Annotated in this window: 20 protein-coding genes; 7 read left to right on the top strand and 13 right to left on the bottom strand. The window is 72.3% G+C overall.

Annotated features, from left to right (window positions below; genetic code table 11):
- Positions 1-3 precede the first annotated feature (3 nt).
- From DEJ34_RS07685 to DEJ34_RS07655, 7 genes are all read left to right on the top strand, one after another.
- Positions 4-1524 (top strand): DUF3375 family protein, encoded by a 1521-nt coding sequence (locus tag DEJ34_RS07685; protein WP_110889783.1) that lies wholly within the window; start codon positions 4-6, stop codon positions 1522-1524.
- Entirely contained in the window at positions 1521-2336 is an 816-nt protein-coding gene (locus DEJ34_RS07680; RefSeq protein WP_110911296.1) for a DUF4194 domain-containing protein, read from the top strand. The genes DEJ34_RS07685 and DEJ34_RS07680 overlap by 4 nt, the downstream gene beginning before the upstream one ends.
- Positions 2333-5698: an ATP-binding protein gene (locus tag DEJ34_RS07675; protein WP_110911295.1), complete on the top strand. Its 3366-nt coding sequence runs from the start codon at positions 2333-2335 to the stop codon at positions 5696-5698. The genes DEJ34_RS07680 and DEJ34_RS07675 overlap by 4 nt, the downstream gene beginning before the upstream one ends.
- 162 nt (positions 5699-5860) lie before the next feature.
- Positions 5861-6199: a hypothetical protein gene (locus DEJ34_RS07670; protein WP_146236910.1), complete on the top strand. Its 339-nt coding sequence runs from the start codon at positions 5861-5863 to the stop codon at positions 6197-6199.
- Positions 6200-6544: 345 nt separating this feature from the next.
- Positions 6545-8680, top strand: coding sequence for an acyl-CoA dehydrogenase family protein (locus DEJ34_RS07665; protein WP_110911293.1), 2136 nt, complete (start codon positions 6545-6547; stop codon positions 8678-8680).
- Between the two features lie 87 nt (positions 8681-8767).
- Positions 8768-9370, top strand: a complete 603-nt coding sequence (locus DEJ34_RS07660) for a DNA-binding protein (RefSeq protein ID WP_110911292.1) — start codon at positions 8768-8770, stop codon at positions 9368-9370.
- Positions 9367-9987 (top strand): hypothetical protein, encoded by a 621-nt coding sequence (locus tag DEJ34_RS07655; protein ID WP_110911291.1) that lies wholly within the window; start codon positions 9367-9369, stop codon positions 9985-9987. The genes DEJ34_RS07660 and DEJ34_RS07655 overlap by 4 nt, the downstream gene beginning before the upstream one ends.
- Before the next feature lie 66 nt (positions 9988-10053).
- Here the strand turns inward: DEJ34_RS07655 and csrA are convergent, their stop codons facing one another.
- The 13 genes from csrA to DEJ34_RS07590 form a co-directional block, all read right to left on the bottom strand.
- On the bottom strand, positions 10054-10305 hold the full coding sequence (gene csrA, locus DEJ34_RS07650) for a carbon storage regulator CsrA (RefSeq protein WP_110911290.1): 252 nt from the start codon (positions 10303-10305) through the stop codon (positions 10054-10056).
- 78 nt (positions 10306-10383) lie between these two features.
- The gene (locus DEJ34_RS07645; RefSeq protein ID WP_110911289.1) at positions 10384-11361 is read right to left on the bottom strand and encodes a hypothetical protein; all 978 of its coding nucleotides are present in this window, start codon (positions 11359-11361) and stop codon (positions 10384-10386) included.
- On the bottom strand, positions 11336-13390 hold the full coding sequence (locus DEJ34_RS07640; protein WP_110824891.1) for a flagellar biosynthesis protein FlhA: 2055 nt from the start codon (positions 13388-13390) through the stop codon (positions 11336-11338). The genes DEJ34_RS07645 and DEJ34_RS07640 overlap by 26 nt, the downstream gene beginning before the upstream one ends.
- On the bottom strand, positions 13387-14586 hold the full coding sequence (locus tag DEJ34_RS07635; protein ID WP_110911288.1) for an EscU/YscU/HrcU family type III secretion system export apparatus switch protein: 1200 nt from the start codon (positions 14584-14586) through the stop codon (positions 13387-13389). Before DEJ34_RS07635 ends, DEJ34_RS07640 begins: the two co-directional genes overlap by 4 nt.
- A gap of 4 nt (positions 14587-14590) precedes the next feature.
- A complete protein-coding gene (locus DEJ34_RS07630; RefSeq protein WP_110824889.1) occupies positions 14591-15352 on the bottom strand; it encodes a flagellar biosynthetic protein FliR in 762 nt (253 codons plus the stop codon).
- Positions 15352-15627, bottom strand: coding sequence for a flagellar biosynthetic protein FliQ (locus DEJ34_RS07625; protein WP_110824888.1), 276 nt, complete (start codon positions 15625-15627; stop codon positions 15352-15354). The genes DEJ34_RS07630 and DEJ34_RS07625 overlap by 1 nt, the downstream gene beginning before the upstream one ends.
- 24 nt (positions 15628-15651) lie before the next feature.
- A complete protein-coding gene (gene fliP, locus DEJ34_RS07620) occupies positions 15652-16479 on the bottom strand; it encodes a flagellar type III secretion system pore protein FliP (RefSeq protein WP_110900093.1) in 828 nt (275 codons plus the stop codon).
- Positions 16476-17045, bottom strand: coding sequence for a FliO/MopB family protein (locus tag DEJ34_RS07615; protein ID WP_110900092.1), 570 nt, complete (start codon positions 17043-17045; stop codon positions 16476-16478). The genes fliP and DEJ34_RS07615 overlap by 4 nt, the downstream gene beginning before the upstream one ends.
- A gap of 5 nt (positions 17046-17050) precedes the next feature.
- A complete protein-coding gene (fliN, locus tag DEJ34_RS07610) occupies positions 17051-17764 on the bottom strand; it encodes a flagellar motor switch protein FliN (RefSeq protein WP_110900091.1) in 714 nt (237 codons plus the stop codon).
- On the bottom strand, positions 17761-18642 hold the full coding sequence (locus DEJ34_RS07605) for a flagellar motor switch protein FliM (protein WP_110825195.1): 882 nt from the start codon (positions 18640-18642) through the stop codon (positions 17761-17763). Before DEJ34_RS07605 ends, fliN begins: the two co-directional genes overlap by 4 nt.
- A gap of 66 nt (positions 18643-18708) precedes the next feature.
- Positions 18709-19638, bottom strand: a complete 930-nt coding sequence (locus DEJ34_RS07600; protein WP_110900090.1) for an OmpA/MotB family protein — start codon at positions 19636-19638, stop codon at positions 18709-18711.
- A 2-nt stretch (positions 19639-19640) separates the two neighbouring features.
- Positions 19641-20453: a motility protein A gene (locus DEJ34_RS07595; protein ID WP_110824883.1), complete on the bottom strand. Its 813-nt coding sequence runs from the start codon at positions 20451-20453 to the stop codon at positions 19641-19643.
- Position 20454: 1 nt separating this feature from the next.
- On the bottom strand, positions 20455-20742 hold the full coding sequence (locus DEJ34_RS07590) for a flagellar FlbD family protein (RefSeq protein WP_110824882.1): 288 nt from the start codon (positions 20740-20742) through the stop codon (positions 20455-20457).
- Positions 20743-20842: the final 100 nt, after the last annotated feature.

Below are 20842 nucleotides of genomic sequence, written 5' to 3'. Positions count from 1 at the left end.
ACCATGACCGACGTCGACCTCGAGTTCGCAAGGGTCAGACAGGTGCTCGACCGGCCGACGCTCCGACTGATGTCGCGTCCGACGAGCGCCGCCGTGGTCTCGGTCTTCCGCACGGTGTTCGACCGCGACGTGCAGTACGTCCCTGCCGAGCGGATGCACCTGCAGGTCGAGGAGCACGTCGCCCGCCTGCAGGCGACCGGTGCGCGGGTGCCGGCGAGCGACTCCCCCGAGGGTGAGGTGTCCCGGCCCAACGGTCGGTCCCTCTGCCGCGAGTGGGTGGCCGCACAGTGGCTGGTGCGCTCGAACTCCTCGGACGGCGACGAGCAGTACAGCCTGACGAGCCACGCCCTCGAGGCGCTCAGCCTGATCGACGCCCTGTCCGCCGAGCGGGCCCTCATCAGCGAGAGCCGTCTCGCGATGATCGTCGACGCCGTGCACCGCTGGGCGGACCGGGCCGAACCGGACCGGGACGCCCAGGTGCGACGCCTGGACGCGCAGATCGCCGAACTCCAGGCCGAGCGCGACCGTCTCGCCCGCGGCGACGAAGTCGTCACGGTCGACGAGGACCGGATGCGTGACGGTTACGCGAACATCACCGACCTCATCCGGCAGCTGCCGAGCGACTTCAAGCGGGTCGAGGAGGCGGTGGCGACCATGCACCGCGAGATCGTCGAGGACTTCCGGCAGGAGGTCCGCCCGATCGGCGAGATCCTCGACGACTACCTCGCGCGCACGGACAACCTGATGGAGTCGACGCCGGAGGGCCGGGCCTTCCAGGGCGCGTTCGAGCTCCTCCGCGACGACGCCCTGCTCCTGCGGCTCCGCGACGACATCACCACGATCCTCGAGCACCCGTTCGCCGCCTCGCTCAGTCCGACCGAGCGCCGGACCTTCCGCGGCACGGTCGGCATCCTCCGGCAGGGCATCGAGGACGTCCTCGCCCAGCGTCGGATGCTCACCGCGACGCTCCGTGACCAGATCGTCGCCCACGACGTGGTGCGGGACCGCGAGCTCGACGCGGTGCTCCGCTCGGTGAACCGCGGCCTGGCGGCGTGGATGGACGTCAGCTCCGCCCGGGACCGCGTCCCGCTCGGCCTGCTGCCCCCGTCCGCCGCCGTCGGCACGCTGCGTGAGAAGTTCTACGACCCGGACGCCGAGTCGGTGCCGCCGCCGATCGAGGAGCCTGACGACGACGTCTTCGAGGAGATCGACGTCGAGTCGCTGCGCCGCCACGGCGGCCCGCTCCTCGCCGAACTCCGGTCGGTCCTCGACGCCTCCACCGCCGGATCGAGCGTCGAGGCGTTCCACGAGCTGCCCCCCGACCAGCGTCGTCCCGTCGAGCTCTTCGGACTCGCGCACCTGCTCACCGGACACGACGACTTCGAGGCCGGCACCGAGACCGCACCGCACCGCACGGTCCGGCCGGACGGCGGACCGGTCACCTTCCACATGCCGACCGCCGCGCTGCCCCACCAGGGCCGGACGGCACACCCCGACGACGAACCCGGCCAGGAGGCACGGTGACCGACACGACACCAGCACCCGTCGACGACGAGGTCGCGTTCGAGGACGCCTCCGGCGTGTTCGTCGACGAGCTCGCCGAGCGCGACGAGAGCACGTTCGCCCTCTTCGAGGGTGACGAGGGCCGACTCGACGAACCGCAGCGTCGGGCCCTGGTCGCGCTGCTCAGGCACCCGTACGTGAGCGCCCGGACGCACGTCGACGAGTGGCGTGCGGTCCTCGACGCGGAGCACCAGCTCCGCTCCCGCCTCAACGACCTGTTCCTCGAACTCCACGTCGACCGTGACCGCGAGGTGGCCTTCAAGCGGCAGGCCCGCTCGGAGAGCACCCGTCGTGGCTTCCCGACCCTGCTCCGCGACGCCCCGTACACGCGCGAGGAGACGATCGTCCTCGTCTACCTGCGGATGCGTCTGCGCGCCGACGCCCGTCCTGGGCCCGACCAGGTCGTCGTCGACCGGTCCGAGATCCTCGGGCACGTGTCCGGCTTCCGCCCCGCGACCGCGACCGACCGCACCCGTGACGAGGCCCGCGTCGCCAAGGCCATCGAGCGCCTGGTCACGGCTCGGGTGTTGTTGAAGACCACCGACCCGGACCGCTTCCGGGTCGCGAGCGTCGTCGAGGTGTTGCTCCCGCTGGAGCGTCTCGTCGAGCTCGACACCTGGCTGCGGACCGCGGCCACCGGCGGCGGCGAGCCGACCGACGGGGCCGGGACGAGCCTCCCGGGCGGTCCGACGGGAGCGGACGTCACCGGCGACGGCGACGTCGAGACCGACGCCGGCACGGACGCCGACGACAACGAGGAGGACCGCGCGTGAGCACCGCCGACGTCGACACCACCGGGATCCCCGCGCTGTTCGACACCGTCGCCCAGTGGCGGGCCGAGTCCATGCAGGTCGTCAACTGGGGCGGCTTCCAGGGCCACCGTCACGTCGAACTGTCCGGCACGGCGACGCTCATCTCCGGCGCGTCCGGGACCGGCAAGTCGACGCTCATGGACGCGTACCTGGCGGTGATGATGCCGTCCGACGTGCCGTTCAACGGCGCCTCGAACGACGCGACGACGGGACGCGCCCGCAGCGCCGACCAGCGCAACCTGCTGACGTACCTGCGCGGGAAGGTCGACACCCGCCGCGACCCGGAGACGGGTGCACTGCAGGACGTCACCCTGCGCGGCGAGGAGCAGACCACGTGGGGCGCGGTCGCGGTCACGTTCCGGAACGACGACGAGCGCCGCTTCACGGTCCTGCGCGCGTACATCGTGCCGCGTCGTGCCCGGGGCGTGGCGGACATCCAGATGACCATGGCGACGGTCGACGACGTGTTCGACCTGCGGCGGCTCGAGGACTTCGTGCCCTCCCGGTTCGCGCACCTGGAACTCACCGGGCGGATCCCGGGGCTCGTCATCCGCGACACGTACCAGGAGCTCGCGTACACGCTGCAGACGCGCCTGGGCATCGGTGACTCCGGTGGCGGCAACCGGGCGATGCGCCTCCTCGCCCGGATCCAGGCCGGGCAGCACATGCCGACCGTCGACGCGCTCTACAAGTCCCTGGTGCTCGAGACGCCCGGCACCTACGAGGCAGCCGACCGTGCCCTCGCCCACTTCGCGGCGCTCGACGAGGCCTACGAGGCGATGGACACCGAGGAGCGCAAGGTCCGCATCCTCTCCCCCATCACCGACCTGCACGACGAGATCGAGCGGTCCCGGGCCGCGGCCGCAGCGCTCGACGGCATCGCCACCGGCGCCGACGTCTCGCCGTTCGCGCACTGGACGGCGTCGCGGAAGCGCGAACTGCTCGACCTCGAGGTCGAGCGGAACGCCCGCGAGCGGACCGCCACACGCGCCGAGGTCGAGGCGGCGTCCGCCCGGCACGCCGCCGTGGAGGTCGAGCTCCGCGACGCCGAGGCGCGGCTCCGGGACTCCGGCGGCAACGCACTCGCACAGCTCGAGGACCGCATCGACCGCGGGACCCGCGAGCGTGCCGCCGTCGCCCGCTCCCGCGAGGTGTTCGACGAGCGCACCGCACCCCTCGACGAACCGGTCACCACCGAGTCGGCGTTCACCGAGGCGCAGCGGGCGAGCCACGAGTTCCTCGGCACCTACGCCGCACGACGTGACGAGCTCGACGCCCGGCGTGACGCCCTGACCCGTGAGGAGTACCCGCTCCTCGACCGTGAACGGACCCTGCGCCAGGAGCGCCGGTCGCTCGAGCACCGCCAGGGCGCCATGCCGCTGCCGATGCACGAGGCGCGGGTCGCGATGGCCCGGGCCGCCGGACTCGACCCGGCGGACGTGCCGTTCGTCGCCGAGCTCCTCGACGTGCTGCCGGCCGAGGAGCAGTGGCGCACCGCCATCGAGTCCGTGCTCGCCCCGGTCGCCCGGACCCTGCTCGTCGACGAGGACCGGCTGGACGACTTCAGCGCCGCCATCGACGGCCTCCGTCTGCCCGTGCGTGTGCAGTTCGAGGGCGTGCCGCTCGGCCCGCACCTGGACCTGCCCGGCGACCGCGCCATGGTGTCCGGGAAGCTCGCGATCAAGGCCTCGCCGTTCAGCACGTGGGTGCGGGAGCGCATCGAGTCCGACCGGATCGACGCCCGCTGCGTCGCCGACGCCGCCGAGCTCGGCGGCGGCGGCCGTCGGGTGACCGTGTCCGGCCAGCTCCGCGACGGCCGTCGCGGTGCACACGGCGACCGACGCCAGGCGAACGTCATCGGGTTCACGAACGAGTCGCGGGTCCGTGCCGTGGAGACCGAGCTCGCCGAGATCGCGGCGGACCTGACCGCCCTGGAGGCCCGGCGCACCGACGTCGCGCAGGACCTCGCCGCACTCGACGTGCTCCGGGCAGCGCACCAGCACCGCGTCGACGTCACGTGGGACGCCGTCGACGTCGCCGGTGCCGACGCCGCCCTCGCCCGCCTCGAGGAGGAGCGCCACGCGCTGCTCGCCGCCGACGACGGACTGCGGACGCTCCGCGAGTCCGTCGCCCGCCTGCGCGCCGCGCTCGACGAGGCCGCCGACCGACGGTCCGCCGCGCGGCTCGGCGTGAAGCGCCTGGAGGAACGGCACGCCGTGCTCGTGGACGGCCAGGACGCGGCCGCCGAGATCCTCGAACGGTTCGCCGACGCACCGGACCGGCTGCCGGACGAACAGCAGGAACGCCTGCTCGCCGAGGCGTTCGACGAGGTCGGCGCCCCCGACGGGGTGGACGGGTTCGACGACGCGACCAGACGTCTCCGCCGTCGCCTCGAGGAGCGACTCGCACAGGCGCTCGACGGCGCCGCGACGGCGTCGGTGGCGCTCACCACGACGTTCGAGCGGTACCAGGACGCCTGGCCGGACCCGAACCTGGGGACCGGGGTGGCCTCGTACCCGGACTACCGCGCGATCCTCGACCAGATCGTCGCCACGGGCCTCCACGCCCGGCGGAGCGAGTGGCGCCGTCGGCTGTCACAGTGGAGCGGCGAGGACCTCGTCCCGCTCTCCGGCGCGTTCGACCGCGCCGTCGTGGAGATCGAGGAGCGGCTCGAACCCGTGAACGAGATCCTCCGCGACCTGCCGTTCGGGGCGAACCGCGACCGGCTGAAGATCGTCATCCGCCGCGTCACCCGCGAGGACGTGACGCAGTTCCGCAAGGAGCTCCGCGCGCTGTCGGCCTCGGTCGACGCCGGACTGACCGACGACGTGCTCGAGACCCGCTTCCGGCGACTGCGGCGGTTCATGGGCGTCATCCGGCGTGATCCGGAAGCACCCCGAGGCCGGACGACGCAGCGCGACGCCGTGCTCGACGTCCGGCGGCACATGGAGATCACCGCGGTGCGCTACGACGTCGAGGGCAACGACCTGGGCGTGTACTCGTCCCTCGGCGACAAGTCCGGCGGTGAGACGCAGGAGCTCGTCGCGTTCATCGTGGGCGCGGCCCTGCGGTACCAGCTCGGTGACGAGACCCGCCCCCGGCCCCGGTTCGCCCCGGTGTTCCTCGACGAGGCGTTCATCAAGGCGGACTCGGAGTTCGCCGGTCGTGCGGTGACGGCATGGCTCCGGCTCGGCTTCCAGCTCGTCGTCAGCGCGCCGCTCGACAAGGTCACGGCGCTCGAGCCGTCCATGGAGCGCCTGCTCTCGATGCGGAAGCACCCGGACACCGGGTACTCGTCCGTGACCGAGATCCGTCGGGCCTGACCGAGGTCCGTCGGGCTCGGTCCGTGACCGAGATCCGTCGGGCCTGACCGAGGTCCGTCGGGCTCGGTCCGTGACCGAGATCCGTCGGGCCTGACCGAGGTCCGTCGGGCTCGGCGGAGGTCTGGCGGGCTCGTCCGGGGCACGCGGCGGTAGGGTCGTCGCGTGTTCGGACGTCGTGACCCCCGCCCCGCTGCCCCTGACGCGTCCGGCGTGCCGGACCTGCCCGTGCTCGGCATCGGGGCCGTCGTGCGGGTCGTGCCGTCGGACCGCGGCGAGCAGTGGGCGGACGAGCCGATCGGGCTCATCGTCGCGCCGGGCGGCGCCCAGCTCGCCGGGTACGCGGGCGCAGGGGTCCGGGTGGCGTGGGTCGTCGAGTTCGACGAGCCCGCGTACACGGCGGACGGCCGCGGCCCCTTCGAGCGCGCGACCGTCCAGAGTCGTCAGTTGGTCCCGGTCCCGATGGACCCGGTGACCGAGCCGGTGGACGCCGGAGCGTCCTGACCGGTCAGCAGGATCAGTACTCCTCGGAGCCGGCCTTCATCATCGCGGCGGCCGCCATGCAGGTGCCCACACCACCGATGACGCCGATGCCGATGATGATGCCTGCGATGAGCTCGAGCATGGGGTGACTCCTCGTGGTCCGGGGCCGGTGTGGCTGCGTCAAGGCTACCGGACGCCGGACGCCGGGCGTTGGAGGGTTCCCACCATCGGGACGAGGCGACGCCGGGTGGTGTTTGTGGGGCGGCACGGCGGTCATGTCATGCGCAACACGGGTGCCTACGCTGGTGGGGTCGGACCGCCGTGGCAGTGGCGCGGTCCGGAACCGCGCAGTCCAGGAGGCACCCGATGGTCGACACCGCACCGAGCCGCACCAGCAGCACCACCGCCGGCAGCACGATCCGCACCAGCACCGGTGGGGTCAGCGCGCCGAAGGCCGACGCGACCGGGGACACCGCGGCCGGGACGCCCGCGGGCGGCACCGACACCGACGTCCGCATCGACGTCGACCTGCTCGCCGAGCACCTGCTGGGCCGCTGGGCCGAGGACCGCCGCATCTCCCGCCGTCTCGTCCGCGACCCCGCGCTGCACAAGATCGAGGGGCAGCCCCTCGCCGAGCACCGTGCGCGCACGCTCGAGCAGCTGCGGATCCTCGTCGACGCCGGCGCGATCCAGCGTCCGTACCCGCCGGAGTTCGGCGGCCAGGACAACCACGGCGGGAACCTGGCGGCGTTCGAGGAGCTCACCGTCGCGGACCCGTCGCTGCAGATCAAGGCCGGGGTGCAGTGGGGTCTGTTCGGCTCCGCGGTGCACCACCTCGGCACCGAGCGCAACCACCGCGAGTTCCTGCCCGGCATCATCGAGTTCGACGTGCCCGGGTGCTTCGCGATGACCGAGACCGGGCACGGTTCGGACGTCCAGAACATCGCCACGAGCGCGACCTACGACCCGGAGACGCAGGAGTTCGTCGTGCACACGCCGTTCCGCGGTGCGTGGAAGGACTACATCGGCAACGCCGCCCTGCACGGCAAGGCCGCCGTCGTGTTCGCGAAGCTCGTCACCCGGGGCGTCGACCACGGCGTGCACGCCTTCTACGTCCCCCTGCGCGACGACGAGGGTGCCTTCCTGCCCGGCGTCGGCGGCGAGGACGACGGCGTCAAGGGCGGCCTGAACGGGATCGACAACGGCCGGCTCTGGTTCGACCACGTGCGGGTCCCGCGGACGAACCTGCTCAACCGCTACGGCGACGTCGCCGAGGACGGCACGTACTCCTCCCCGATCGACTCCCCCGGGCGCCGCTTCTTCACGATGCTCGGCACCCTGGTGCAGGGACGTGTCTCCCTCGACGGCGCTGCGGTCGTGGCGCAGAAGATCGGGCTGCAGATCGCCCTGACCTACGCCATGGAGCGCCGTCAGTTCCCGACCGGCGACGGCCAGGAGGGGGTCCTGCTCGACTACGGCCGCCACCAGCGCCGGCTCATCCCCCGCCTGGCGACGGTGTTCGCCCAGTCGTTCGCCCACGAGAAGCTGCTGCAGACGTTCGACGACGTCTTCAGCGGCCGGCAGGACACCCCGGAGCGCCGGGAGGACCTCGAGACGCAGGCCGCCGCCTTCAAGGCCATGTCGACCTGGTCCGCCCTCGACACGCTGCAGGAGTGCCGGGAGGCGACCGGCGGTGCGGGCTTCCTCGCGGAGAACCGGATCACGGGCCTCCGTGCCGACCTCGACGTCTACGTGACGTTCGAGGGCGACAACACGGTGCTCCTCCAGCTCGTCGGCAAGCGTCTGCTCACCGACTTCCGCAAGGCCGCGCCGCGCGACGCCGCGTCGACGGCGAAGTTCGTCGCCGCGCAGGTCGGGTCGAAGCTGGCCGACGCGACCGGTCTGCGCCGACTCGGGCAGACGGTGTCCGACCGAGGGTCCCTCGCGGCCTCGGTCGCGGACCTGCAGGACCCGGAGACCCAGCGCGCCCTGCTCGTCGGTCGGGTCGAGACGATGGTCACCGAGATCGGCATGCGGCTCCGCACCGCCGGCAAGGACCGCGCCCGCGCCGCCGTGCTGCTGAACCGCTCGCAGCACGAGTTGATCGAGGCGTCGAAGGCGCACGCGGAACTCATGCAGTGGGAGGCGTTCACCGAGGCGATCGACGACGTCCCGCCGGGTGACACCCGCACGGTGCTCGTCTGGCTCCGCGACCTGTTCGCGCTCGGGCTCGTCGAGCAGCACCTCGACTGGCACCTGCTGCACGGGCGGATCTCGGCGCAGCGGGCCCGGGCCGTGTCGGCGTACGTGGACCGGCTGGTCGCTCGACTCCGTCCGGTGGTGCCGCAGCTCATCGCGTCCTTCGGGTACGAGCCGTCGCACGTGCGCTCCCCCATCGCGAGCGGTGCGGAGCAGGCACGACAGGACGAGGCCCGCGCGTGGTACGAGGCCGAGCGCGCCGCCGGACGGCTGCCGGAGCAGGAGAAGAAGCCCCGGCCCTGATCCAAGGTCCCGGCTGAGGGTCATCGATCAAGCCGCGGGGCTTGATGGTCATCTGATCAAGTTGATAGACTTGATGCGGGAGGTGCAATGTACGTCATCACCGCTGATCAGATCGCCAGTCGGTCACACGACGACCGCGTCGATGTCGCCATCGAGCAACTCCGGGACAGGCTCGGCGACCGGGTCCTGCTCGGCCCCGAGCGCACGGCTGGGGACGAGTTCCAGCTCCTCTCGGACCAGCCGGAGGCAGTCCTGGACGCGTTGCTCCACCTGACGCGGTCCGGGGATTGGAGCGTGGGGATCGGCATCGGAGACGTCCAGCTCCCCCTCCCGACATCGACCCGTGCAGCATCCGGGCCCGCGTTCTTCCTCGCGCGGACCGCTGTCGAGCGCGCGAAGCGGTCTCCGGACCGGTTCGCGGTCGAGGTCGACGACGACCGGGTCTTCTCCGGTCCCGATGTCGAGGCCCTGCTCGCACAGACCCTGCGGAACCGCGCGAAGCGGTCGCCCGAAGGGTGGGAGCTGGCGGATCTGCTCGACGGTGGGCTCTCCGGCGCCGCAGCCGCCAAAGCGCTCGGGATATCTCCCCAGGCGGTGTCGGCCCGTTCAGCGGCGGCCGGCCTCCGCGGTGAGGCGCAGGTGCACCATGCTCTCGTCCGGCTCCTGGCCGAGACGGACCGCGCCGCGTGATCTGGCAGTGGACGGCCTGGGGGTCGACCGTGCTCCTGGCCACGGCGGCAACCATCGTCTCGTCGTGGCGCGGACTCCCGCCGGTCTGGCGGGCGACACCGCCCCTCGTCGTCGTCGCCGTGTTGATGCTCGTGACCGTGTTCGGTGTCCGACCCCCTGCTCCGTCACCGGTGCTCGCCACGTCTGCCGGCCTCGCGGTGGTCACACTCGGCGTGGTGGGTGGCAGTTCCGTCACCTCCTTCGTCCTCGGACTGACGGTGCGTCCGTCGTCGGTCCCCGGCCAGAACGGCGGGATCGTCGTTGACTCACCAGAACCACAGGGCGGGGACACGGACCAGCAGGATGCGACCGGGGGCAGGACCGTGAGTACGGCCGGGTCCTCGACCGAACAGGAGGTCATGCGGGGAGGCGCAGCGATCGGTCACCTCGAGCGCGCGGCGATCGTCGGCGCGGCCCTGGTCGGACGCTTCGAGATCATCGCCGCCGTGATCGCGATCAAGGGCCTCGGAAGGTTCACCGAGCTGGACACCGCTGAAGCCCGCGAGCGCTTCATCGTCGGGACGCTCGCCAGCAGCCTGTGGGCTGGGTGCGCCGCCGCCGTCGTGCTGATGTCCTGACCGCACCACGCTGTGCGCCCGGTCCGACCAGCGCGATGCAGACCCGAACGGACGCCGGGGCGCCCGTCAGTCGGCGACGGGCGGACGGGGGGCGCCGAGCGCTGCGCGCAGCCGCGCCTCGGCGTCGTCGTCGGCTCCGGCAGCGGCGGCGACGTTCGCCTCGGCCACGGCACGGACGACCTCTTCGCGCTGGATCTTCACACCGCGGGGCGCGTCGATGCCGATGCGGACGCCGTCGCCGCGGGAGTCGAGCACCGTGATGACGATGTCGTCACCGATGAGGATCCGCTCGCCGACCTTGCGCGTGAGTACCAGCACCCGGCAAGCCTAGCGACTCCGCGTCGCCGCCCCGTCCGGGACACGGCCCGGTGCCGTCGGCGGCCCGAGGACGGGCGGTCAGAGCGTCCGGACGGGCAGACCGAGCAGGTACACGCTGTCCGGCGTCGCGGTCTCCTCGGTGCCGATCGCGAGCACACCGGCGAGCGGCACCGGAGCGTCCGCCACCGCGGCGAGCATCGCGAGGGCGTCCTCGTGCTTGCGCCCGGCGTCGACCACGACCCAGACCTGGTCGGGTGCGAGCGAGGTGATCGTCGCCACGTCGGTCCACGCCGCGACCGCGAGCAGCGCCACGCCGTCCCGCACCGCGTCGGCGCGCGCGAGGATCCCGCTGCGTCGGTCGGACGCCGGTGTCGCCCGCAGACCGTGCCTGCTGGCGAAGACCCCGGCGGCGGCGTCGACGTCGGCCGCGCGACCGACGAGGAGCACGAGGTCGCCGTCGGCCGAGCAGACCGCGGGTGCGGGGGTCCGGACGGGCGCGGGAGCCGCGGCCGCGGGCAGCTCGGGACGCAGGTCGGCCCACGGGTCCGCGGCCCTCGGGTCCGCGTCCGGGCCTCCCGTCACGGCGGACGCGACCGATGTGGTCGACGCACCGGGCGCGGCGGACGCCGCCCCGGACGGGACGTCCTGGAGGCCCGGCTCGGCCGGCACGGGACCGGCGACGGCCCGGCGCGGCGGGGCCAGTCCGTCGGCCGCGAAGCCGTCGAGCACCGAGGCGAAGGCGTCGGCCCGGGTGGTGGAGGTCCCGTCGGCGTCCGCGATCCGGGCCTCGGCCGCCTCCGCGTCGGCGAGGAGCGCTGCGATGCCGATCCGCCTGGCGGGTGACGCGGCGATCGTGACGCGGGCCGTCGGCGGGTCGAGGGGGTCCGGGAACTCGACCGTCGCCTCGACGTGCGCCCGACGGAACAGTCCGGCGACCCCACCGGTCGTCACCCGCTCGGCGGCGACGATGCGGGCCGCGGGTCCGAACTCGGCGAGGACCGCGGCACGGACCTCGTCGAGCGTGGCGCCGCTACGCTGCGATCGGATCGGCGGCACGGACCACTCCCACGGTCTCGATGGTGGACCCCGCTGCCGTGGCCTCCTGGTACGAGAGCACGGGCAGGCCGTTCGCCTGCGCGGACACCATGCGGTGCACGGCCGGGCGGAGTTGCGGGGCACAGACCAGGACGGCGGAGAGCCCCTGCTCCTCGACGGCGCGGACCGAGTCCCGCACGGAACCGAGCACCTGCTCGATCCGGTGCGCGTCGAGGAGGATCTGGGTCCCCTGCTCGGAGGGACGGAGCCCCTCGAGCATCGCCTGTTCGAGCACCGGGTCGATCATGATCACACGGAGCACGGCGCCGTCCAGGTGGCGGGCGGCGAGGGCCGGACCGAGCGCGGCCCGCGCGGACTCGACGAGACCCTCCGGGTCGGTGGAGACCTTCGCACGGAGGGTCAGCGCCTCGCAGATGCGCCCGAGGTCGTTGATCGGCACGCGCTCGGCGAGCAGGCCCTGCAGCACGCGCTGGAGTTCGGCCATCGAGAGCATGCCGGGGACGAGTTCCTCGACCGCAGCGGGGTTCACCTGTTTGACGCCCTCCGCGAGCACCTTGACGTCCTCGCGGGTGAGCAGACGAGCGGCGTTGTCGCCGATCACGGCCTGCAGGTGCGTGACGAGCACGGAGACCCGGTCGATCACGGTCGCGCCGGTCATCTCGGCGGCGTGCCGGAGTTCCGCGGGCACCCACTTGCCGGCCAGTCCGAACACCGGCTCGACGGTGGGGTCGCCCGGCAGGCCGTCGAGCTGCTCGCCGAGGGCCAGCACGCTCCGCGCGGGGGCGGTGCCGCGGCCGGCCTCGACGCCGGCGATGCGGATCGCGTAGGTCGACGGCGGCAGGTCGATGCTGTCCCGGGTGCGGACCGGCGGCACGACGATGCCCATGTCGACGGCGATCTTCCGGCGGAGCGCCCGGACCCGGCCGAGCAAGTCGTCGGACGCGCCGGAGACCATGTCGACGAGGTCCGGCGCCAGGAGGATCTCCAGCGCGTGCACGCGCATCTGCTCGAGCAGGTCCTCGGGGGTGTCGCTCGGGGGTGCTGCGGCCGCGATGGCCTGCTGCTCGGCTGCCGTCGCTGCGGCACGCTTGGCGTTCTGGCCGATCCGCCACCCGGTGAAGAGGAGGGCCGCGCCGATCAGCAGGAAGGGCAGGATCGGCATGCCGGGGATGAACCCCATCGCGATCGCCGCCGCACCGGCGATCATCAGCGCGGTGCGGGACTGCGAGAGTTGGTCGGACGCCGACGTGCCGATGTCGGACTCGGCGCCCGAGCGGGTGACGATCATGCCGGTCGACACGGCCATGAGGAGCGCCGGGATCTGGGACACGAGGCCGTCGCCGATGGTGAGGATGCCGTAGTGCGACAGCGCGTCGGTGATCGACATGCCGTTCTGCAGCATGCCGATGGCGATCCCGCCGACCAGGTTGATGACGAGGATCAGGATGCCGGCGATCGCGTCGCCCTTGACGAACTTCGACGCACCGTCCATCGCGCCGTAGAAGTCGGCCTCGGCGGACACCGCCGCGCGGCGCTCCTTCGCCTGGACGTCCGTGATGAGCCCGGCGTTGAGGTCCGCGTCGATCGCCATCTGCTTGCCCGGCATGGCGTCGAGGGTGAAGCGGGCGCCGACCTCGGCGACGCGCTCGGCGCCCTTCGTGACGACGACGAACTGGATCACCACGAGGATGAGGAAGATCACCGCGCCGATGATGACCGAGCCGGCGACGGCGACGTGCCCGAAGGCCTGGATGACGTCGCCCGCGAACCCCTGGGCGAGCACGAGTCGTGTCGAGGCGACGTTGAGCCCGAGCCGGAACAGCGTCGCGACGAGCAGCAGCGACGGGAACACCGAGAAGTCGAGCGGCTTCTTCACGAAGAGCGTCGTGAGCAGGATCACCAGCGCCAGCAGGATGTTGCAGATGATGAGGACGTCCAGCAGGAACGGCGGCACCGGCAGGATCAGCAGCAGGATGATGCCGACGATGAGCACCGGGACGGCGAACTTCGGCAGGTCGGCGCGCTTCATGCGGGGAGGGCCTCTCCGGGAGTGTGGTCGGTGGCGGGACGCGGTGTCCGGAGCTTGCGGGGGCGGACGTCGCCGCTGAGCGTGGTCGGGTCGAGCACGGTGGCGACCTCCTCCGGGGTGGTGGGGCGGGGCGGGGTGTGCGTGCCGCTCGCGGCGCCGTGCGCGGCGAGCGTCATGACGAAGGACAGGACGCGGGCGACCGGGGTGTAGAGGTCGACCGGGATCTCCTGGCCGAGCTCGCACGCCGCGTGCAGCGCACGGGTGAGTGGGACGTCCCGCACCATCGGCACGCGCTCCTCCTCGGCCTTCTGCCGGATGGCGTCGGCGACCGGGCCGGCCCCCTTCGCGACGACCTTGGGTGCCGACTTGCCGGCCTCGTACTTGATCGCCACGGCGTAGTGCGTGGGGTTCGTCATCACGACGTCGGCGGTGCCGATGGCCGCGATCATCCGGTTGCGGCTGGCGGCGAGCTGTCGGGACCGGCGCTGCGACTTCACGAGCGGGTCGCCCTCGGCCTGCTTGTTCTCGTCCTTGACCTCGCGCTTCGTCATCATCGTGCGCTTGCGGTTCCGGCGGATGACGACGAACACGTCGAGGGCGGCGAGCACGAGTCCGGCGGCGACGGCGGCCTGCAGGAGGGTGCCCGCGCCGGCACCGGCCGCCTCGAGGACACTGGTCAGCGGCAGGGACCCGCTCGACATGAGGACGGGCACGAGTCCCTGCACCGCGAACCAGAGCACGAGGCCGACCACCGCGGTCTTCAGCAGTGCCTTGACGCCGTTCCACAGCGCCTGCGTCCCGAACACCCGCTTGAGGCCGGCCACGGGGTCGAAGTGGTCGGGCTCCGGCGTGAGCTTCTTGGCGTGCACCCCGCCCTGCGCGACCGAGGTGGCGAGCACGGCGACCGCGACCACCCCGAGCATCGGACCGAGCGTCGCGCCGATCGAGCCGAGTGCCTCGTCGAACACGTGCCGCATGGTGCCGACGGTGGGGTCGGCGATGACGAGCGCGACGGCGCGCATCTGCTGCTGTCCGGCGGCCGACGCGTGCCCGATGAGCGAGGGGAACATCAGCGCGGCGGCGGCGATGCCGATCCAGGCGCTGAGGTCCTGCGACCGGCCGAGCTGCCCCTTCCTGCGCACCTCGCGCATCCGCTTCGCGGTCGCTTGTTCGGAGCGTTCTCCGCTGTCCGACATGCCGTCACCCCCTGCCCGTGATGGCCTGCACGGCGTCGCCGGTGAGGGACGACACGACACTCGGCAGCGCCATGAACAGCGCGCCGGCGAACAGGACGGTGAGCCCGATCTTGATCGGGAAGCCCATCTGGAACGCGTTGAGCGCGGGGGCGACACGCGTGAGCAGCCCGAGGCCGACGTCGGCCAGGAAGAGCACGACCACGAGCGGCCCGGCGATCTGCAGCGCGGCGAGGAACATCTGCCCGAAGGCCGCGACGAGCATCGGGGCGACGCCGTCGATCGGGAACCGTCCGTCCACGAGCGGGACCCCGTCGAACGAGCGGACGAGTCCCCCGATGATGAGCTGGTACCCGCCGGAGGCGAACAGCAGCGCGAGGGACGCCATCTGGAACAGGCGGGTGAACTGCGCGCCGTTCACCTGCGACTGCGGGTCGAACGCCTGCGCCAGCGTGAAGCCGCCGAACAGGTCGATCAGCGCTCCGGCGGACTGCACCGCGGCGAAGACGAGGTACACCATGAAGCCGAGGACGAGGCCGACGAGCAGCTGCGTCACGAGCGCGACGAGGAAGGTCGCGGTGTCGAGCTGCTCGTAGCCGGCGGTCACCTTCGGTGCGACGCCGATCGCGAGCCCCAGGCCGAGGATGACCTTCACCACGCCGGGGAACGCGCGGTAGGAGAACGGCGGGGCCACGACGAAGAACGCGACGAGCCGGACGCCGGCGAGCATGGTGCCCTCGAGCCGGGCCGCGTCGAACAGCAGCTCCATCAGCCGCTCCCGAGCAGCTTCGGGATCATGTCGAACGCCACGTGCGTGAACGCGACCATCTCGGAGATCATCCAGTTGCCGCAGACGACGAGCGCGACGGCGACGGCGAGGGCCTTCGGCACGAACGAGAGCGTGACCTCCTGGATCTGCGTCACGGACTGGAACAGCGAGATCGCGAACCCGACCACGAGCGAGGTGACGAGGACGGGCGCGGCGAGCTTCCCCGCGACGAGGAGCGCCTGGAGGGTGAGGTCGATGACCGCCTGCTGGTTCACGGGTGCCTCCCGGGCCGGACCGCGCTAGACAACGTGGTAGCTCTCGATGAGGGACGTGATGATGAGACCCCATCCGTCGACGAGGACGAACAGCAGGATCTTGAACGGCAGCGAGATCATCACCGGCGGGAGCATCATCATGCCCATCGACATGAGGGCCGCGGAGACGACGAGGTCGATGACGAGGAACGGGATGAAGATGACGAACCCGATGATGAACGCGCTGCGCAGCTCGGAGATGACGAACGCCGGGATGACCGTGGTCATCGGCACGTCGGCCATCCGCGCGGGGTTGTCCCGACCGGCCGCGCGGGTGATGAGGGCGACGTCCTCGTCCCGGGTCTGGTGCAGCATGAAGGTGCGCAGCGGTGCGGTCCCGGCGTCGACGGCCTGCTGGAAGTCGATCTTCCCGGCGAGGTAGGGCTGCAGGGCGTCATCGTTCACATGGCCGATCACCGGTGCCATCACGAAGAGGGACAGGAACAGCGCGAGTCCGGCGATCACCTGGTTCGGCGGGATCGACTGCAGGCCGAGGGCGTTCCGGGTCATCGCGAGGACGACGAAGATCTTCGTGAACGACGTCATCATGAGCAGCAGCGCCGGGGCGACGCTGAGCAACGTGATCCCGATGAGTGTGACGACGGCGGACGACGGGGTGCCGTCCGGCCCGTTCACGTCGACGCTGAAACCACCCGTCGACGGGGTCGCGGGCGCGGACGGCGCCGCGGGGGCGGTGGGCTCGACGACGCCGGCGGCGTGCGCTCCGGTGGTCGTGAGCATGAGGAAGCCGGCGACCACCGTCAGCCCGAGGAGGACGAACAGCAGGAGCCTGCCCGTGCGGGCGGCGCTCACCCGGTCCGCCGCGAGCGGAGGACCGACGCTGCCTGGCGCCAGGTGTCCGCCGAGAGGATCGACCCCTGCAGCTGGGCCGCGGTCGGGACGACCCGCGTGTCCGCCGCACGGACCGTCCGGTGGGCACGGCGGCCGCGCGGCCGGAGCGGCAGTGGGTCGGTGACGCGTCCCTCGGCGTCGGCCGGGGCGGTCGCGACGGCCGGGAGGCCCGGTGCGGCCTGGTCCTGCCGGTCGAGTTCCGCGCCGAACGCGTCGGCCGTCGGCAGCGCGACCGGACCCGTCACGATCGTCAGCTCCGGTGCGGGCGCCTGCCCGCTCGTGAGGAGCGTCACGCCCTGCTCGGCGACGCCGAGGACGAGCCGCTCACCATCGACGTCGACCACGACGACGCTCGCCTTGCCGCCGATCGCCTGACGGCCGACGACCTCGACCGAGGCCGATCGACGCCCGCGCGCGCGGGCGGCGCCGAACTGCCCCTTCTGCATGCGTCGGTGCAGCACCCACATGAGGGCGAGCACGACGCCGAGGGAGAGCGCGACGCGGAGCGCGATGACGAGCGTGTCCACCGGGGTCAGACCGTCTCGGCGACGTCGAGGATCTTGGTGATGCGGACCGCGTAGTCCTGGTCGACGACGACGACCTCGCCGTGGGCGATGAGGCGGCCGTTGAGCAGGACGTCGGCGGGCGCCCCGGCCGAGCGGTCGAGTTCGACGACCGCGCCGGGCTCCATGCCGAGCACGTCGCGGACGGACATCCGGGTGCGACCGATCTCGACGGTCAGGGTCATCTCGACGCTGTTGATGCGGCCGAGGTTGCCCGCGGGCAGGGTCGGCGCCGCGCTGACGGTCTCGGCGACGGTGCCGTTCTCGCGGATCCGGACGGCGACCCAGCCGGCCGGGGCCCCGGCACCGCTGAGGGCGAAGACGACGGTCTCCGGGTCGGCGACGAGCGCGGCGGCGGACTCGCGGCGGCCCTCGCCGAGCACGCCGGCGCCGAGCGGTGCGACCGCGGCCTCGAGCGACGGGCGGAGCACGTCGGCCACCGAGACGAGCCCGGATTCGACGCCACCGGCGGCGGTGATGCCGCCCAGGTCGAGCAGGACCACCGCGAGGTCCGCGGACACGCCGCCGACGAACGAGGCGACCACGGCGTCGACCGCGCGCGCCTGCAGGTCGGGGGTGGGGCCTCCCGGCTGGACGGTCGCGACGAGCGGGACGGGGGTGGGCAACGCGCTCGCGAGCGCCTCGGCGGCGGTCGTGTGCAGCGTGGAGGTGACGACGGTCATGCGGACGGCTCCGATGCGGTGGTGGTGACGACGACGCCCGCGAGCCGCGAGCCGTTCGCGCCGACGGCGGCGGTGCCGACGGGTTCACCGTCGACGGAGATGGTGAGCGGGCGGTGCTGCGGGTGCGGCAGGGGCAGGACGTCGCCGACGGCGAGGCCGAGCACCTGGGCCGGCAGCACGGTCGCGGGGGCGAAGCGCAGGGCGACGCCCACCGGCACGGCGGCGAGCTGGGCGTCGATGAGGGCCTTCGCGTCGGCCGTCGAGACGTCGGCGGGCCGGTCGACGAGCTGCGGGAGGACGGCCTCGGCCGGGAGGGCGAGGGTGCCGTCGGCGATGCGGTCGCCGACACGGATCTCGAAGGACGCGACGATCATCAGGTCGGACTTCTGCGCGGCCTGGGCGAACTGGCTGTTGAACTGGAAGGCGCCGGCGGACACCGGGCGCTCGAGCAGCCCACCGAGCGAGTAGCGGAGGTCGTCCAGCGCGTCCTCGACGAGGCGGCGGACGAGTGCCTGTTCGATCGGTGTGAAGGTGCGTTCCGGCGTCGGCAGCGGCTTCGAGGCACCGAGCGAGTGCGACACCCAGGTCAGGGCGGCGTCGAGCGGCACCTGCAGGACGCCCTTCGCGGCGACGTCCTCGATCGGCAGCAGCACCATGCCGGTGAGCGCGGGGAGCGACGCGGCGTACTCGTCGTAGGTCATCATCGCGACCTGCTCGCACGTGACCTGGCTGAGGACGCGCACCTTCGCGGTCAGCTGCGTGCCCCACTGGCGGGCGAAGGTCTCGAAGGCGAGCTCGAGGACCCGGGCGTGCTCACGCGCGAGCGTCGACGGGCGCGCGAAGTCGTACACCTCGGGCGCGGTCAGGGTCTCGGTCACGAAGCGCACTCTCGGCCACCGGCGGGCGGCCGTCAGCTCTGGCCCCTCTTCTGGGGCGACGTGGCGCTACCCGGTGCGAACCCCGTCCTGCGCGGAGGCGAGGGCCGGCATGAGGGCGCTGACGTCCTGGTCGGCGTTCGACAGGACGACGATGTCAACGCGGCGGTTCAGGGCGAGGTCCTGCTCCCGGGTCCCCTTGGCCAGGGGGCGGCTCGACCCGAAGCCGACGGACTGGATGCGCTCGGCCGGCATCTGACCGCGTTCGACGAGGTCCCGGAGCACCCCGGTCGCGCGGGCCGAGCTGAGCTCCCAGTTCGTGGCGTACGGGGCGGTGGAGTTCCGGCTGTCGGCGTGCCCCTCGACGCTGACGTCGTGGTCGGCACCGCGCAACACAGGCGCGATGGCGTCCATGATCTGCTTCGCCTGGTCGGAGAGGTCGGCGCTGTTCGTGCCGAAGTACGTGTCGCTGCCGACGAGCCGGACGGTGAGGCCGCGGGAGTCGAGGCGGAACTGGACGTTGGCGTCCTGCCCGGCCTTCTCGAGGTTCCCCGAGATGGCCCGCTCGATGGCCTGCAGGTCGTCGAGCTCCTCCTTCGCCGCCGCGAGGTCGGCCTTCGTCGCCGATGCCGGCACGACGGCGGCCGCTGGGTCGGCGTTCGTGTCCTCGGCACCGGACGCCGCCGTGGAGTGGTCGGCCTGTGCTTTGTCCACCGAGTAGCCCGTGCCGTCCTCGACCTCGTCCTTCGTGACGATGGTCCCCGAGGCGGTGTCGATCTTCTGCGACTCGACCTCGCCGAACCCGGTGGCGAGCGACTCCTTGAGGGCCATGTACTTGTCCTGGTCCACGGAGGACATCGCGAACAGCACGAGGAACATGCACATGAGCACCGTGATCATGTCCATGTACGAGGCCATCCAGCGCTCGTCGGGGTGCTCGGCCTCGTCGTGGCCGCCCTTCTTCCGGCCGCGTCCGCGACCGCGGGGGTTCGCGCTCACGGTCAGGCCGCCAGCTGCTGGTCGTCGGCGTCGGACTTGTTCTTCCCGCCCTTGCCCGATGCGCCACGGGCGCTCGGCGGCACCATCGCGGTGAGGCGCTCCCCGAGGAGCCGAGGCTGGCTGCCGGCCTGCACGGCGAGGAGGCCCTCCATGAGGAGCGTCTGCCGGTCGGACTCGAGCTGCGCGAGCTTGCGGAGCTTGCCGCCGAAGGGCAGCCAGAGGAAGTTCGCGGTGAGCAGGCCCCAGAGCGTGGCGACGAACGCACTCGCGATGAGCGGCCCGAGCTCGTCCGGCTTGCCGAGGTTCGCGAGGACGTGGGTGAGCGAGACGACGGTGCCGATGATGCCGACCGTCGGAGCGAAGCCGCCGAGGCCCATGAAGAACGCGCTCGCGCTCCGCATCGGCGCCGCGTTCGACTCGATCTCGTCCTCGAGCAGGATCCGGAGCTCGTCGCCGTCCGTGCCGTCGGCGATGTTCTGCAGGGCCTTCTTCATGAACGGGTCGTCGTGCTTGTCGGCCTCCTGCTCGAGGGCGAGCAGGCCGTTCGCGCGGGCCGTCTCGGCGAGCCCGACGACGTCGTCGATGACGGTCTGCGGCGGCGTCACCTTGCCCGTGAACGCCTTGGGCACGGTCTTGAAGGCGGCGAGGGCGTCCTTGAGGGTCGTGCTCGCGACGCCGCAGCCGATGGTGGCGACGAACACGAGGAGCATCGGTGCGGGCAGGAAGAGCCCCGCCATCTCGACGTGCTCCATCTGCGCCATGCCGAACAGGGCGCCGAAGGCCAGGAGGATCCCGATGATGGTCGCGATGTCCATCTCAGCGCCCCCCGTCCTGCGAGCGGAGGGTCGCCACGGGGGCGAGCGTGGGCTGCGGCCCGGTGGTGGTCAGGTCCCGCGCCGACGGCAGGTCCGTCCCGTAGGCCATGCTGACGATCCGGGCGCGGTACGCGGCGATCCGCTCGATGACCTCGGCCAGGGACTCGCGGACGATGTACTTCGCCCCGTCGACCATGATGAGCGTCGTGTCCGGCGTCTCCTGGATGCGCTCCACGAGATCGGGGTTGACAGCGAATCCGCTGCCGTTGAGTCGTGTGACGACGATCATGGCCCGTCCTGGTTCTCGATCGACCCGCCGCCGTCCGTGGGGCAGGTGTTCGACCGCCCGTCCGTGGGTGGTCAGTTCGCACTATCGGCTCCCGGCGCGT

The sequence above is a fragment of the Curtobacterium sp. MCPF17_050 genome (genome assembly GCF_003224435.2).
In the GTDB taxonomy this organism is placed as follows: Bacteria; Actinomycetota; Actinomycetes; order Actinomycetales; family Microbacteriaceae; genus Curtobacterium.
Note: the sequence above shows the minus strand (reverse complement) of the source record. Positions and strands in the feature narration are given on the sequence as shown.

Coding starts and splice junctions, on each gene's coding strand:
- DEJ34_RS07635 (WP_110911288.1), bottom strand. CDS start 14,586: ATGTCGGACAGCGGAGAACGCTCCGAACAAGCGACCGCGAAGCGGATG.
- DEJ34_RS07640 (WP_110824891.1), bottom strand. CDS start 13,390: ATGAAGCGCGCCGACCTGCCGAAGTTCGCCGTCCCGGTGCTCATCGTC.
- DEJ34_RS07595 (WP_110824883.1), bottom strand. CDS start 20,453: ATGGACATCGCGACCATCATCGGGATCCTCCTGGCCTTCGGCGCCCTG.
- DEJ34_RS07660 (WP_110911292.1), top strand. CDS start 8,768: ATGTACGTCATCACCGCTGATCAGATCGCCAGTCGGTCACACGACGAC.
- DEJ34_RS07685 (WP_110889783.1), top strand. CDS start 4: ATGACCGACGTCGACCTCGAGTTCGCAAGGGTCAGACAGGTGCTCGAC.
- DEJ34_RS07630 (WP_110824889.1), bottom strand. CDS start 15,352: ATGGAGCTGCTGTTCGACGCGGCCCGGCTCGAGGGCACCATGCTCGCC.
- DEJ34_RS07665 (WP_110911293.1), top strand. CDS start 6,545: ATGGTCGACACCGCACCGAGCCGCACCAGCAGCACCACCGCCGGCAGC.
- fliN (WP_110900091.1), bottom strand. CDS start 17,764: ATGACCGTCGTCACCTCCACGCTGCACACGACCGCCGCCGAGGCGCTC.
- DEJ34_RS07590 (WP_110824882.1), bottom strand. CDS start 20,742: ATGATCGTCGTCACACGACTCAACGGCAGCGGATTCGCTGTCAACCCC.